Source organism: Shewanella sp. SM29, from assembly GCF_025654245.1.
In the GTDB taxonomy this organism is placed as follows: domain Bacteria; phylum Pseudomonadota; class Gammaproteobacteria; order Enterobacterales; family Shewanellaceae; genus Shewanella; species Shewanella oncorhynchi.
In genome coordinates, this window is record NZ_JAKKRN010000045.1 from 1 (window position 1) to 14,924 (window position 14,924).

Sequence of the window (14,924 nt, forward strand, 5' to 3'; positions counted from 1 at the left end):
AAAGCGATGTCGTTGTGGGATAGAGCGATGCTGTCTAGACGTTTCATCATAGAAACCATCAACGACCAGTTAAAAAACATCTCTCAAATAGAGCACTCTAGACACCGCAGCGTACATGGTTTTATGCTCAACATGATTGCGGGACTCATCGCCTATCAATTGAAAGACAATAAGCCACAACTGAACATCACTAACGCAGAGTTTAATGCTATTACAGTTATGGCTAGTTAAACCGATCTCAGGTTAATTAGTGCATCAATTGCTAAATAAAAAATCCCCGCACTTAGCGGGGATTTTGTTATTTGTTCAAAGGGTTACACAAATTGCCTGATGGCGATCGCGATGATCAGTACTGGGCACACATACTTCACGTACCTTGGCCAAATGCGCCAGAAGAGTCCTGTGGTATCGACATCATCTTGTCCACGAATCGCCTTAAGTAATTGTGTTTGGCGCCAAATCCAACCTAAGTAAATCGCGATGCCAAGGGCGACCAGCGGCTGGGCGATTTGGGTGGTGAGCATAATAGTGACGCTAAATAACGTCTCAAAAAATACCGCCAGTAATAGAGATAATGAGGTCAGTAATAGGCCGATGATCAAGGTGGCGCGCTTGCGGCTGAGTCCGAATTTTTGCATCACATAGCTAGTCGGAACTTCGGCGATGGAAATGGCTGAAGTCAGGCCGGCGATGATCAGCAGAATAAAGAACACCACGCTGATGATGAGGTTGGCGGTGTCTCCTAAGGTCGAAAATAAAGCGGGTAAAACAGTAAACACCAGCGCATCTGAATCGAGTAATTTGCCCTCGGCGTTAAAAATCTCCACGCCATTATGCTGGGCCACATACATGGCAGGGATAATCAAGAAAGCGGCGAGAAAGGCGATGCCACTATCGGTAAAGGCAACCCAGACGGTCAGCTTGGCGATATTCTCTTTTTGGCTCAAATAGCTGCCATAAACCATCATGGCACCTGTGCCTATGGTGAGGGAGAAGAAGGTTTGTCCGAGTGCGCTGATCAAGGTATCTGGCGCCAGTGCCTTGGCAAAGTTAGGCGTTAATAGTGCGGTAATGCCTTCGCTCGCGCCATTAAGAGTGAAGATATACGCCACGCCTGCGATCAGCATGATCAACAATAAGGGCATCAAGCGTTTCGACCATTTTTCTATGCCTTCTTGTACGCCTTGCAGCAATACCAGAAATACGAGTGTGCTGAAGATCAGCGTGAACACCAGATTGCGCGACAGCGAGAAATCCACTAACCAAGCTGCGGTGTCGTTCGAGCCCAAAGCTTTGGCAATCGGGGCGATGGCGTAGCTGACAAACCAGCCAGAAAGAATGCTGTAGAAGGTATAGATTAATCCCGCGGTGACGATGGAAATCAAACCTATCGCCTTGCCTAAACCGCGAGTTAGGGTGTTGAAGCCGAGTTTGCCCATGGCATCGGCGGGATTGGTCTGTCCGTGGCGACCTATCATGAGTTCGGCCATTAACATGGGAATGCCTAGGATGAAAATCAGTACTAGGTAAACCAGCAAAAAGGCTCCGCCGCCATGGGTGGCTGCTTGGGTGGGGAATCCCCAAATGTTACCTACACCAACGGCGCTACCGGCTGCCGCCATGATAAAACCTAAGCGTGAGCTGAAGTGGTTAGTCGAACTTGTATTGGCCGATTGCATTGTGCCTCCCGTAAAAAGAAGGCGTATCTTAGGCGGATAAATTAGGATTTCAACGCAATTTTAGTGCGTTAATTTGGTGTTAATTTGCAATAATTTATCGGTTTTTGACTATAAGTTAATGTTGTGTGCCGCCTATCTGTTTTGTGCGAGATTTTATTGCTATCAGGTGCGACTGATGGTTGAGATTTGGCGAATCATTGCGATGATAAAAATTCATTGAATTGTGATCTTATGGTCAAAAAATACCGTATGGCAGATGTCTAACCGCTATTTTGTGCTATGACTGTTACTTGTGCCGCTGTCTTGTTTGCGGTGTTTGCTGTGACTGTTGAGTGTTGGCTTATGCTTGAATGTTGACGTGCCCTAAGGGAATGGCCGTGTGGTCCTTAACCTTTTTGAGGACAAAGCTGGAATGCACCCCTGCGATATGCACGTTGGTCGTGAGTTTATCTAACAGGAAAGTGCGAAAGTGCGCCATATCTTGTACTAGCACTTTAAGTTGATAGTCGGCCTCAGAGCCCGTGATCAGCGCGCATTCTTGGACTTCTTCGTAGGCGAGTGCATTGGTTTCAAATTGATTGAGAATCGCCGGCGTATGTTTCTCCATTCGAACATGGATATACGCGGTCAAATGCAGGTTGAACTTATCCGCCGACAGACGCGTTGCATAATCGGCAATATAACCCGCTTCTTCTAAGGCTTTAACACGGCGCGAGCAAGGAGATGGCGATAGTCCGACTTTATTGGCCAGTTCGAGATTCGATAATCTGCCGTGAGTTTGCAGTAAGCGCAGAATTGTTAAATCGAGTTGATCGAGTTTGTAGGGGTGAGTGTCTGTCATTGAAAGCTTAGGGTTAACTGAGTCAGCCTCTAGTTTGCCAGTCTTCGCGGACTTTGCCAAAAATCTTGATCAAATGAGACATTTTAAGGTTGTGACAGTGATAACGGATAGAGATTTTGGGAGTCGTGCTGTTTGGAACTCCCGTTATTTACCGCTATTGTTATGATACTAATAAGAGTGAGACACTGTATGCGCTTGAGTTTGTTGCTAATCTGCTTATTCATATTACCGACTTATGCATTTTCTGCATCGTTAACCATTGGTAGCGCTCTAAATCGACCGCCTTATATTATCGAAGATGCTGAATCAGGGCTTGAGATCGAGATTATTAAGGCCGCGTTTAAGGAAATGGGGCAGCCAGTCAACTTCAAATTCTACTCTCGTAAACGCCAAGTTTTATATTTCAATAAAGATCGATTAGATGCTGTAATGACGATGAACCCTGCAAATGGCGTTGATGGTTATTGGTCCAATGATTATGTTGAATATACCAATGTGGCGATCAGTTTGTCCGAACAACACCTTGAAATAACACGTATTGTGGATCTTAAAAAGTACAGTGTCGCCGCTTTTGAAAATGCTCGCTTCTTACTTGGCCCTGAGTTTAATGCCGTAGCGCAACAGACTATTTATCGTGAAGTCGATAGCCAATTAAGCCAGAACCGTATGTTGTACTTAGGTCGCATTAATACTGTGATTGCCGATCGTTATATATTCGCTCAACTGAATAAGTTCGTTGAGGATGATGTTGATACCCAGCAAGCATTAAGCTACCACTTTATTTTTCCCCCAACATCCTATCGAATGGTGTTCCACAACTCAGTGGCGCGGGATACTTTCAATCAAGGGCTCGCTAGAATTAAGGCCAATGGAATTTATCAGGCTCTAGTGGCAAAATACTTAGGCAGTGCTTAGCAATGCCTAAGTATTTAACTTCATAGTGTTTGAAGCTGTCGTATGTGAGTCGACAGCCAAATCCAGACGCTGAATTAACAGCGTTAGCGCTCAGATCCTTTAGCAAACGCATGCGAGAGTGGACGCAACTTACTGACAAAGAACACGCTACATCCGCTGATGATGGCGGCTAAAAAGGTTGAAAACAGTACATCCTGTGGCCAATGCATGCCAAGCAGCATACGGCTTAATCCCATCAAAAATCCCCAGCTCCATAACGCCATGACTAAGCTAGGTAATCCAGCGAGTAGCAAATAGTAGCTGGCGGTAAGCACTAGCGTCACAGCAAAAATGGTATGTCCCGAAGGAAAAGAATAGCTGATTTCATCTTCCCAATGCTGATGGATCCGTGAGTCGAGTTTTAAGGCGGGTTCTGCAGCGATCAAGCCATCGAGTGCATTGGCAATTGTCTTTGAACGTGACTGTTTATCCAATTGATAAAAGGCATCGAGTGAAAGCGGTTCATGCTTAGGCAGTGCTTGTTCTGCTAGAAAAACGAGATTAGGTCTGGGTTCTTTAAAATAGGATTTGAGGGTGTGGCTTAAGCCTAAACTGATAACTTGGCTGAGGCTGATGGCAAAAAATAAACTTATAAAGAGTGGTTTAGGCATATGACGATAGGCGATCGCCAATACAAACAAGACTGTTACGACGCCATAGGGCGCAGTACCTGTCATGGTAATCCAATATAAGGTTTTGGCTAAGGTAGAGTGCAGATCGATCAGTGGAAACAGCTGATTCTGTGTCAGTAATAGTAAGCCCGGAATGGTTGCCAACAGTATCCAAGCTAAACCTAAACGGCGTAAAAGATAGACGCTATGGGTCAAAATATAAGCCTCTTCATAAAACGCAATAGGCTACAACGCGGCAATGGTTTTGCCAATAAAAAAATCCCGACAGCAAAAGATGGTGCTGTCGGGGGTCTTCAAGGGTGGATCGGTAGGGCGCTATTGCGCCGTGTTCTTAGGGTGATGCCTAGTCACGAACATCAAAATCAACAGTACGACTAACAGTAAACCTGAGCCCATCAATAGGGCGTAATCTTCCAGTTGCAGTATCGAGTACAGCACGGCATATAAACTCACCAGCATGATGCCTACTAATGCACCGCGCTTAATACTTGCTGTGGCACTCCCTACATAAGCCGATACCGACAGCACGGGAATACAGGCGGCAATTAAATAGGCATGCAAGAAGGCTAGATGTTCAGATAGCGAGAGTAGTAGCAAATAGAACAAGGCCATGGCGCTGCCGACTAACACATATTGAATCGTGCTTAGGCTGGTTTTTTGTCCGATTTCGAAGATAAACAACATGATAAAAGTCAGCACGATAAACAGTAGGCCGTATTTTACCGAGCGATCAATCTTGCCGTAGTGAGTCACTGGTTCGAATAAAATCGCATTGGCCGACACTTCAGTGAGAGTCGATTGATTACTCTTAATAAACTCTTGTGGATAGTTACGGGTTAAGTGGCTGATATTCCAACTTGCAGTAAAGCCTTGCGCGTTGATGTCCCGTTCTGCGGGTAATAATCCCTTAAAGCTTGGATGCGGCCAGTCGGCGCGAATATTGATTAGCGTTTGCTCGCCTAGTGGCAATGCGCTGATAGACTGAGAGCCGCGTAGTGTCATGGCAAAATCCACACTAAAATCACTCGCTTCGCTGACTTGGATCTTTTGATTAAAGCCTTTTTCTAAACCGCCAGTGGTTAACCCCGTGCCAGACATCAGTGATCCAGAGAGTAATGTCGATTCACCGGTGATTTCAATTTTTTCTACTTTATCAATTGCTTGATTCGATGACACCCCAAAGACTAACCGGGCATTTTTGTTATCGAAGGCGATAAGGTTAGGAATATCATAACGGTTAAGGCTGAAGTCGGCCTGACCTTGTAGAGCTGCGTTATACACCAGCGATTGATAAATGCCACGGGTGCGAAAATCATGTTTTAGGTCTAAGTCGAGGGTGAGCTTTTTCGGTAGGATCACTAGCTCATCTTGATAGGTACGCTTCACTTCATGGCGAGTTTTACCGTCGTTACTGACTTCTTCTTGCAACACAAAATAGCTGTAAGGGATCACCAGCGCAGGACCTGAGAGGGTTTGCTGCTCACCCCATGAACGGCCGATTTCATCGACAACGCTGTGGTAAAGGGCTTGGCGATCAGAAGTCATATCCATAATGATCCCCAGCGGGATCAACGCGAGGATTGACAGTATGCCAATGGTTAAGGCTTTTAATAAGGTGGTGTTTTTTAATGCCGTTCCCTTTGCGGTGGCTACTGCCCACGGTTCTTGTGCTGACATATCGATTCCTTGACTTCGATTAAATTTTTTGAGGAGTGCTCGCACCACTAAATAGGCTGCGCTACCAAATAAGGCCAAACTAAGTAGGGTGAGTACCCAGAAAATAATGCTGAACATTGAATTTCATTCCCTATGAAATACGACCGAGACTTATCCGCTAAGATTGTGCAGAGTTAACTCGGTATCACGGCGGGTATTAAAACAGATTTTTTTACAAAAGTTGCGGGCAAGTTGCTGATCAATAGTGGCAAAATTATGGCGATTGCCGCTAAATCCATACTCATTATTCAAGTTTATGAATCTGATAGTGGGATGTCTTTGCCAAATTTTGGGTGTTTTTTCTCGTAGTCATTTTCTTTTTTAATATGTTTGAGCAGTGCTTCGAAGCTTTGTTTAAAGACGTCAAGTTCTGCGGAATAGACTACGGCATGGTGGGAAAACCAGTGGTGTTTTTCTCGATCACGGTTATTGTAATCGGGCCAAATACGCAGCTCATACTCATCACCCATGACGACAATGACATAGGCAATGGCGCCATTGCTAAAGATGATACATTGGGGCAAGTACACCAGCTCTTCGCCTTTAAATAACTCATACTCTATCGCTTCGGTGCGCCAACTCACTATCGGTAGCGGCGCCTCGATAGAGCAACCAATCGACTGATGCTGATTAAACAGTACGGCGTTAATGTCATCCATTGAAAAGGGTTGGTGATCGCCATTTTTAGCAGCAAGTGAATACAAGATATTCATCAAAAATGGCAGCTTAGTGCCATTACCCGTTTTGCGGCCGCAGAGTTGTGCTTGGCGATAGTAGATATTCATCATCAATCCTTAATGAAGAGCCTATGCCAGATAGGCTCTATTTCGAGTCGTGAAACTAACGGGCAGGTAAACCGATAGCCGTTAAGGTATAAATGGCTTATGTTATCCGAAGATACTGCCTAGTGAGTAGACTTGTGCGCACATTTCACAAACCTACTCATTGAATCGTGTGCTAAATACTTTTATTTTCAGTTTGTTATATTTTTCTCTGGTCTGGTATTGGCTGGTCGTTGAATTTGGAGAATCGATGTCTAATCCCTTTTCACCCCGCGAGTGGCTGCAATTAAATATGCAGCAGCAAGGATTATTGCAACCATATACCTCAGTCGCCGAGGCAATTTCACGTCTCAGTTATGTACAAATTGACTCTATCAACGTGGTTGAGCGAGCGCATCATCATGTGCTGCATAGTCGTATGCCAGAATATCAGCCAAAGATGCTCGATATGGCTTTAGCCAAAGGAGAGATCTTCGAATATTGGTCCCATGCGGCAGCTTATTTACCGATTGCCGATTACCGTTTTAGTTTGCAGCGTAAACAGCAGCTGCAAAATGGCGGTAAGCATTGGTTTGAGCCAGACGATAAAATAATGCAGGAAGTGCGGGCGCGAATCCTTGCAGAAGGGCCACTCAAGGCCAGTGATTTCGAACATAGTGAAGCTAAAAACGGTACCTGGTGGGATTGGAAGCCCGCGAAGAAGGCCCTAGAGCAGCTGTTTATGCGTGGTGAGTTGATGGTGGTGCGGCGGGAGAAATTTCAAAAGGTTTACGATCTTACCGCACGAGTGTTGCCACAAGATATAAATGCCAAAGCACCGACAGATAGTGAGTTTACCCGCTATCTAATTGATCGTTATCTCGATGCCCACGCCTTCGGTACTGCGGCGCAAATGGCTTATTTACGCAAAGGTATGAAATCAGCAGTAGCCCAAGAGTTGGCAGAGTTGTTAGCTCTCGGGTTATTAGCGTGTTTTAAGACGGCGGGCCAAAGCTACTTTTATCGCCCTTCATTACAGCTAAATGCACCATTACCTAATAAAGTGTGGCTGCTTAATCCCTTCGATAATTTATTGATCCAACGGCAAAGATTAAAGCAATGGTTTGATTTTGATTATCAAATTGAAGTCTATGTCCCAGCCGAAAAGCGTCAGTATGGTTATTATTCTTTAGCAATTCTGTGGCGCGACACTTTTGTTGGCCGCGTGGATGTTAAAGCCGATCGCCAAGCTAACCTATTGCTATTACAGCAATTAACCTTAGAAGAGGGCGTGATGGTGAATGGCTTAGATGAGGATTTCTGTGCGGCCTTTGATATCGCAGTCAGTGAATATGCTCGTTTCAATGGCTGTGACCGCTGGAAGTTAGTCAAAGCTAACCATAAAGGCCTTAAGCAAAAGTATGCTCGCCAACAAAAGCTTTAATTATTTGTCTCTTTAGTTGGAGCATCCATAAAGCGAAAGCAGCCATACAGTAAGATTAGATACAGCAGTGGCAACGCAGCAATGACTAAAGATGAAGAAGTCGCAGTGCTATCGCTCGTAATGCGATAACAGAGGATATACACGGCGGGATAAACTAGGCTTCCCCATAGAAAACACTGATTCATCAATCGATAGATAAAAGCGGGTTTAATGCTTGATTGACTGGCCAGTCCCATCAAACTGGCGAGAAGCACACCGGGATAAGTGAGTAGCGGCACGCCACCAAGCAACCATAATGCCCAAAGAAGATAGTCCTGATAGTGTGTGCTGATTGTGACATCCATTGTAGCTTCATTCCTTGATTGTTCGACGCTAAAGCATTAAGTCTGTTTATGCTCTGGTTGCAGCGGTGGCTTTACTGCCAGCCCTTGCTGCATCTTAAGCCAAAAGCTTTGCTGACATAGATTGCTAAAGGATTTTTGCTGCGGCGAAATCGCAATATGAGCTGTTACAACCCGATAGCTGAGCCAATAATCTTCACAAACCATGTCTGACTCATAAGCTTGTTTATCTTGCTCGCTTAGCTTGCTAATCACAACCCCGTTATCGAAGTGATAAAGCGTTATGGACTCACAAATCTCCACATTATCATCGTGATAGGTTTGCTGCTCGTTTGATTGGCTTACCACGTAGACAGGGCTTGGATAGCCTTCAATAGCAAGGATATAGCTGGCGAGTTGTTGCATTATTTCCCCAAGTGACTCAATGCTTGAAGTGTTAAAAACAAAAAGCACAGCTGCGCTATCGCTAACTGTGCTCTTTCAAACATGCATGATAAGTTAGCCCGCTGCGTTGAGCTTTTTTTCTAACTCATTGACTTGAGCTTGTAGGGCTTCTAATTTTTCGCGGGTTTTCAGTAGTACATGTTGCTGCACATCAAATTCTTCACGGGAAACCATATCCAACTTGAGCAATTGATTTTGCAGTACTTGCTTACTGCGCTCTTCAAATTCACCGGCAAATTGCTTTAGACCGCTGGGCAAACTTTCGCTCAATTGTTTCGCCATTTCTTCGATTTTCTTTGGATTGATCATAATCTTGTCCGCCTCTTTACTGAATCGCTCGATTGTAACTCAGTACGTTAGCTTTCAAAAGTAAAGCAGACGCGTGAACACTTTAGTTGGCTGTTGTTGGGGTTTATATCACGGAGAAGCTTATCTACAGAGTTGAGTTCAGCTCAACCTAAGCGGGGATTTGTTAGCCTTAAAACTGTCGATTCTGCTATGATCCCATCCCTTTCTGTCGACTTGTTTGGATATTGCGCAAAGATGAAACTCAATCCCGCCCAAAACGATGCTGTTCATTATGTTTCAGGCCCTTGCCTAGTCTTGGCGGGTGCGGGTAGTGGTAAAACGCGCGTAATTATCAATAAAATCGCTTACTTGGTCGAAAAGTGTGGCTATAAGGCGCGCAATATCGCGGCGGTGACCTTTACCAATAAGGCTGCCCGCGAGATGAAAGAGCGGGTCGCTCAGTCGATGGGCCGCAAGGAAGCCAGAGGTCTGTGGATTTCAACCTTCCACACTTTAGGGCTTGAGATCATTAAACGTGAGCATAAGGTCTTAGGCTTAAAGCCAGGCTTTTCGCTGTTTGATGATCAAGATACCTTGGCACTGCTCAAAGAGTTAACCCAAGACGAGTTGGATGAAGATAAAGATTTACTCAAAGCGCTCGCCAGTACGATTTCAAACTGGAAGGGTGGCTTAGTTATTCCCGAGCATGCACGCAAAATCGCTAAAGATGAGCAACAGCACTTATTTGCTATGTTGTATCAGCGTTATGCTCAACATATGAAAGCCTATAACGCTTTAGATTTTGACGATTTGATTCTGATGCCAACCTTATTGTTACGCCACCATGAAGAAGTGCGTACGCGCTGGCAAACCAAGATCCAATATTTGCTGGTGGACGAATATCAAGATACCAATACCAGCCAATATGAAATGGTAAAGCTGTTAGTGGGTGAGCGGGCGCGCTTTACTGTGGTGGGGGACGACGATCAGTCTATCTATTCATGGCGCGGTGCTAAGCCACAAAACCTCGTGTTATTGGGTAAAGATTTTCCGCAGCTTAAGCTGATTAAACTGGAGCAGAACTACCGTTCTAGCCAGCGGATCCTACGGGCTGCGAACATTCTTATCGCGAATAATCCCCATGTTTATGATAAAGCCCTGTTTAGCGAGCTTGCCTATGGTGAGCCGTTGCGGGTGCTGTTTGCCGCCAATGAGGAGCAAGAGGCTGAACGTGTTGTTGCCGAAATTGTGCGTCACAAGTTTGTCGGCCGTACTCAGTTTGGCGATTATGCGATTTTGTATCGGGGCAACCATCAATCGCGGTTACTCGAACGCGCACTGATGACGAACCGTATTCCTTATAAATTGAGTGGTGGTACGTCATTTTTTGCTCGTGCTGAAATTAAAGACATCATGGGCTATCTAAAACTCGTGGTGAATCCCGATGACGATAATGCTTTCTTGCGCATCGTGAATTTGCCTAAACGTGGCATAGGTCCATCAACCTTAGAGCGTTTAGGTAATTTTGCCAACGAGAAGCATATTTCTATGTTTGCGGCGATTTTTGAGCCTGAACTGAATCATCATTTACCGCCTGCGGCTATGTCATCTTTGTATCAGTTTGGTCGTTTTATCGTGGAGACTGGGGATCATGCTGAACGTGGTGAACCCGTCGAGGCGGTGAAGCATTTGATCCGTAAGATCAATTATGAAGATTACTTATACGAAACCAGCACCAGTGCCAAGGCCGCTGAAATGCGGATGAAGAATATCTCAGAGCTTTACCGTTGGGTGACTGAGATGCTCGCGGGTGATGAGTTAGATGAGCCTATGACCTTGCCAGAGGTGGTGACTCGATTGACGCTCAGGGACATGATGGAGCGTAATAGTGAGGATGAAGGCGGCGATCAGGTGCAGTTGATGACCTTGCATGCTTCTAAGGGCTTAGAGTTTCCCTTCGTGTTTATGGTTGGAGTAGAAGAGCGTATTTTGCCCCATCAAACCAGCATAGACGAAGATAACGTCGATGAGGAGCGTCGGTTGGCGTATGTGGGTATCACTCGAGCTCAACGAGAGCTTTGGTTCACCCTCTGCCGCGAAAGGCGCCAATTTGGTGAAACCATGCGTTGTGAGCCAAGCCGTTTCTTACTTGAGTTACCTCAAGATGATGTGGTGTGGGAAAATCGTAAGCCACAACAAACGGAACAGGAGCGGATGCAAACGGGGCGGGCAAATATTTCTAGCTTAAGAGATATGTTTAAAAAATAGCGAGCGGTTTCGCTTACTATTCTTTTAAATCAGCTACTTATTTTTTTACTAGGCATATTCGAGCTGAGCACATATCTGTGGTTGGTTTTCACATAAGGTAAAAGTGTCGGCTAAAGCAGCCCCCTGGCCCAGCTGATAACCCAGTTCACTGAAGATACGTTTTTGTTCAGGGTTATCAATGCCATCGACAAAGGTTTGAAGCTCTAAGGTTGATGCCGTTTTTTGATAGGCTGACATTAACTTAAGCTGTTGCTCGCCTTGTATTTGTTTGGTGAGGTTGGCATCGAGTTTTAAGCCTTTTATTGGCAGAAACAATAAGCTATTTAATGCACTATAGCCGCTACCGTATTGGCTGATGCCGAGTTTTACCCCGAGTTTCTGCAACAATTCAAAGCCATTGATATGATTTTCAGTTTCTTGCACTAGGGCTTTTTCATTGAAGAATAACCACAAATGGCTCAGGTTTAACTGGGTTTGCTTGAGAGTGTTTTTCAAACTGCGCAGTACATGCTTATGCTTGAGATGTTGGCTCGAAAGCATGACATGTAATTCAACAGATTCATCATATTGCTTGAGGAGTTGGGGATAGCTGCTATCTATGATGCTGATCGTATATTTATCGAGCTCAACAGTAAGGTGTGACTGTTCAGCAAGCGTGCTAAGTTGTTCCTGCTGTAAGAGCCCACGCTGCGGATGTTGCCAGAACAGGCGGCTTTCTAATGCATGCACTTGACCTGTTTTAAAATTGACTACTGGTAAGTAACTCAGGTGGATTTCAGCATGGTGTAATGCATGTCTAAATTCAGTTTCTAACTCGACATCCTGCATGGCCTGATGTTGGGCGTTATCATCAAAAATAACATAGCAGCCTTTACCATTGGCTTTCGCCTGATACATGGCAGTATCTGCATTACGTAACATAGATTCACTGGTATCAATTCTGTGCTTGCCACTGATGGTGATACCGATACTGGCTCCAGAACTAAATTCCATTGTGCCAAGTCGATAGGGCTGGGATATTTTTTGGATCACTCTTTCTGATATATCTTTCGCGTCGTTGATGTTGTTAATGCTATCGAGCAGTATCACAAACTCATCGCCACCGAGTCGCGCTAAGGTGTCATTATCACGAATGCAGGACTTGAGGCGGCTTGCCGTCTCAATTAAGAATTTATCGCCCTCTAGGTGTCCCATAGTGTCGTTAATCTGTTTGAAGCGGTCGAGGTCGATAAACAGTAGGGCAAACTGTTCTAAGCTATGGCGACGAACATGCTTGATCGCTTGAGATAAACGCTCCATAAACATAGCGCGATTAGGCAGGCCTGTAAGTGCATCATGTTTGGCATCGTGAACTAGCTTGGCTTCCATACTACGGCGTTGTTGAATTTCTTTCTCAAGACTTTTATTGAGTTCGGCTAACGCTTTGGTACGATCAATAACCTTTTCTTCTAGCTCTTCATAACTGCGTTGTAAGGACTCTGCGGACAGCTTTTTCTCGATAGCCGAGCCTATATGTTGTGATACAAATGTCAGTAATTCTAAGTCTTTAACTTGGTAATTTTGTGTCATGCTAAAACTGTAAATCGTTAACGCACCACGAACTTGATCATGGATAAAAAGCGGAATACCGATCCACTGATGCATGGTTTGAGTATGATTTAACGCTGGTGCTTGGGAATACAGCTCACCAGAGGCAATTAATGCATTGATACTGCTTTGATCTAGCAATAGTGGGCGCTTATGTTTGAGCACATATTCGGTTAAGCCGTCTTGTAGCGGCCGAGTACCTGGGTGCTTATTGGCTAATTGCGATACATAAAAAGGAAACGTGAGGTGGGTTTCTGTGTCGTCTAATAGGGCGATATAGCAGTTATTGGCCGGAATTAAATGTCGAATAACATTATGCAATTGGGCATAAAAGTCTGGGTTGTCTGCACTGGAACTTGCTAGCTCGGCGATTTCGAACAGTGATTTTTGTAAGCGTTCAGCTCTACGCCGTTCATAGACTTCTAGTTTTAACTTATCGTAGGCTTGGCTGAGTTCTTTTGTTCTTTGCTGGATAGCTTGTTCTAATTGTTCTTGATGTTTTAGCCGTTCCATGACCCCAGCAATATGGTGACAAATGAACGTCATTAACTCGAGTTCGATTTCACCATAACTGATATTAGTGTCATAGGTTTGCACCACTAACACACCCGTTACTATGTCATCTTGTTTGATGGGCACGCCCAGCCACAGATGACAGGGAGAACCTAAATTAACAATTTCTCCAGCGGCAATCAGTTCATTGACTGTGTCATTGTTACACAACAACGCTTTCCCAGTTCTGAGTACGTAGCCTGTTAATCCTTGCTGTAATAATGTAGATAGTGATTGTTCAGGATAAAGCTCCGCTGGATGGGCATCTTTCTCATCAGCGAAAAAGGGGATGGCGAGTTCACCTGTGTGAGTATCCAGGGTTGAAATAAAAAAATTATCAGCGGGAATGAGCTGTTTTAGATGGCTATGTACGCCGACATAGAATTCTTCGAGTGAAGAAGCATGGGTCGCAATATTGGATATTTCGAGTAATGCGTTTTGAATGATCTCAGCATGCTTATATTTATGCGCTAATTGTTTTAAGCGAATAATTTTTTTGCGTAAGCGTTCAGTTTCACTCACACGCGGCTGGCCAGTTTCATCTTCATCCTTAAACATGATACTCACTAGTTAAATATATGTTTGCTTTTACCAAAGTCTATAATTAGCATGAAATACTGTAACATCCAAGTCATATTTTGGCTGCATTCCGCTTTAAAAGTCAGCTAATGTGATAAAACTTGAGCAGTCAGTAAAAAAAGTGCAAAACAGCTATAGACTCAAAGGGGATTTGACCCTAGTATATGCGGCGCTAACCAAGGCGAGCGCCCATAGCTCAGCTGGATAGAGCGCACCCCTCCGGAGGGTGAGGCCGAAGGTTCGAATCCTTTTGGGCGCACCACTTCCGAATAGAGTTGTGAGCTTTAAGGTTAGCAAAGTAAGTGAAAATCAGTGGTGATTGTAGCTCAGTTGGTAGAGTCCCGGATTGTGATTCCGGTTGTCGTGGGTTCGAGCCCCATCAGTCACCCCATTCATTTACTTTGATATAAAGATTTTCATTCTCGGTGATTAGCGCAGTCCGGTAGCGCATCTGGTTTGGGACCAGAGGGTCAGAGGTTCGAATCCTCTATCACCGACCAAATTCTTCGCGTGACTAGCGAGCTTAATGTAAGTTAAGTAAATAGTTAATGTTTTACGGTGATAAGCGCAGTCCTATAACGCATCCAGATGTTTTGGATGAAAGTGGACGAGAGGGTGAACCCTCTAAGCGTATGTAAATAATAGTGCAAAATTTACGGTGATTAGCGCAGTCCGGTAGCGCATCTGGTTTGGGACCAGAGGGTCAGAGGTTCGAATCCTCTATCACCGACCAAATAAGTAGAAAAGCCTCAGCATTCATTAATGAATACACTGAGGCTTTTTTGCATTGGCGAAATGGAACTACTCACTGACATTATCATGTTTGTTGTCGCTTGAT

13 protein-coding genes and 4 tRNA genes are annotated in these 14,924 nt (G+C 44.7%); 8 read left to right on the forward strand and 9 right to left on the reverse strand.

Annotated features, from left to right (window positions below):
• Positions 1 to 231, forward strand: a 231-nt coding sequence (locus L5L77_RS20880; protein WP_263185067.1) for a transposase, incomplete at its 5' end; no start/stop codon positions are given.
• 83 nt (positions 232 to 314) lie between these two features.
• Here the strand turns inward: L5L77_RS20880 and L5L77_RS20885 are convergent.
• Positions 315 to 1,679, reverse strand: coding sequence for a sodium-dependent transporter (locus L5L77_RS20885; protein ID WP_263174005.1), 1,365 nt, complete (start codon positions 1,677 to 1,679; stop codon positions 315 to 317).
• A gap of 340 nt (positions 1,680 to 2,019) precedes the next feature.
• On the reverse strand, positions 2,020 to 2,520 hold the full coding sequence (locus L5L77_RS20890; protein WP_105253008.1) for an Lrp/AsnC family transcriptional regulator: 501 nt from the start codon (positions 2,518 to 2,520) through the stop codon (positions 2,020 to 2,022).
• 189 nt (positions 2,521 to 2,709) lie between these two features.
• On the opposite strand from L5L77_RS20890, the gene L5L77_RS20895 reads away from it, so the two are divergent.
• A complete protein-coding gene (locus tag L5L77_RS20895; RefSeq protein WP_263186722.1) occupies positions 2,710 to 3,435 on the forward strand; it encodes a substrate-binding periplasmic protein in 726 nt (241 codons plus the stop codon).
• 83 nt (positions 3,436 to 3,518) lie between these two features.
• Here L5L77_RS20895 and L5L77_RS20900 read toward each other — a convergent pair whose 3' ends face one another.
• From L5L77_RS20900 to L5L77_RS20910, 3 genes are all read right to left on the reverse strand, one after another.
• On the reverse strand, positions 3,519 to 4,301 hold the full coding sequence (locus L5L77_RS20900; protein ID WP_263223387.1) for a phosphatase PAP2 family protein: 783 nt from the start codon (positions 4,299 to 4,301) through the stop codon (positions 3,519 to 3,521).
• A 120-nt stretch (positions 4,302 to 4,421) separates the two neighbouring features.
• Complete coding sequence (creD, locus tag L5L77_RS20905) at positions 4,422 to 5,900, reverse strand: cell envelope integrity protein CreD (RefSeq protein WP_263163982.1); 1,479 nt, start codon at positions 5,898 to 5,900, stop codon at positions 4,422 to 4,424.
• Positions 5,901 to 6,076: 176 nt separating this feature from the next.
• Positions 6,077 to 6,607, reverse strand: coding sequence for a hypothetical protein (locus tag L5L77_RS20910; protein WP_263163984.1), 531 nt, complete (start codon positions 6,605 to 6,607; stop codon positions 6,077 to 6,079).
• Between the two features lie 247 nt (positions 6,608 to 6,854).
• On the opposite strand from L5L77_RS20910, the gene L5L77_RS20915 reads away from it, so the two are divergent.
• Positions 6,855 to 8,027 carry a winged helix-turn-helix domain-containing protein gene (locus tag L5L77_RS20915; protein ID WP_263223388.1) on the forward strand — a complete coding sequence of 391 codons (1,173 nt, stop codon included), beginning with the start codon at positions 6,855 to 6,857 and terminating at the stop codon, positions 8,025 to 8,027.
• Here the strand turns inward: L5L77_RS20915 and L5L77_RS20920 are convergent.
• The 3 genes from L5L77_RS20920 to ubiK all read right to left on the reverse strand — a co-directional run bounded on the left by L5L77_RS20920 (position 8,024) and on the right by ubiK (position 9,121).
• Positions 8,024 to 8,371: a hypothetical protein gene (locus tag L5L77_RS20920; protein ID WP_263201275.1), complete on the reverse strand. Its 348-nt coding sequence runs from the start codon at positions 8,369 to 8,371 to the stop codon at positions 8,024 to 8,026. The two genes, L5L77_RS20915 and L5L77_RS20920, sit on opposite strands and share 4 nt — an antisense overlap.
• A 36-nt stretch (positions 8,372 to 8,407) precedes the next feature.
• Positions 8,408 to 8,773 carry a hypothetical protein gene (locus L5L77_RS20925; protein WP_173247981.1) on the reverse strand — a complete coding sequence of 122 codons (366 nt, stop codon included), beginning with the start codon at positions 8,771 to 8,773 and terminating at the stop codon, positions 8,408 to 8,410.
• A gap of 93 nt (positions 8,774 to 8,866) precedes the next feature.
• The gene (ubiK, locus tag L5L77_RS20930; protein ID WP_006083441.1) at positions 8,867 to 9,121 is read right to left on the reverse strand and encodes a ubiquinone biosynthesis accessory factor UbiK; all 255 of its coding nucleotides are present in this window, start codon (positions 9,119 to 9,121) and stop codon (positions 8,867 to 8,869) included.
• Positions 9,122 to 9,355: 234 nt separating this feature from the next.
• Here ubiK and rep point away from each other — a divergent pair, with 234 nt between their 5' ends.
• Positions 9,356 to 11,368: a DNA helicase Rep gene (gene rep, locus L5L77_RS20935; protein WP_131523358.1), complete on the forward strand. Its 2,013-nt coding sequence runs from the start codon at positions 9,356 to 9,358 to the stop codon at positions 11,366 to 11,368.
• Positions 11,369 to 11,416: 48 nt separating this feature from the next.
• Here rep and L5L77_RS20940 read toward each other — a convergent pair whose 3' ends face one another.
• Positions 11,417 to 14,065 (reverse strand): diguanylate cyclase domain-containing protein, encoded by a 2,649-nt coding sequence (locus L5L77_RS20940; RefSeq protein ID WP_263186726.1) that lies wholly within the window; start codon positions 14,063 to 14,065, stop codon positions 11,417 to 11,419.
• A gap of 206 nt (positions 14,066 to 14,271) precedes the next feature.
• On the opposite strand from L5L77_RS20940, the gene L5L77_RS20945 reads away from it, so the two are divergent.
• The 4 genes from L5L77_RS20945 (at position 14,272) to L5L77_RS20960 (ending at position 14,819) form a co-directional block, all read left to right on the forward strand.
• A tRNA-Arg gene (locus tag L5L77_RS20945) sits at positions 14,272 to 14,348 on the forward strand.
• A 53-nt stretch (positions 14,349 to 14,401) separates the two neighbouring features.
• Positions 14,402 to 14,477 (forward strand) — tRNA-His (locus L5L77_RS20950).
• Between the two features lie 32 nt (positions 14,478 to 14,509).
• Positions 14,510 to 14,586, forward strand: a tRNA-Pro gene (locus tag L5L77_RS20955).
• A 156-nt stretch (positions 14,587 to 14,742) separates the two neighbouring features.
• A tRNA-Pro gene (locus tag L5L77_RS20960) sits at positions 14,743 to 14,819 on the forward strand.
• Positions 14,820 to 14,924: the final 105 nt, after the last annotated feature.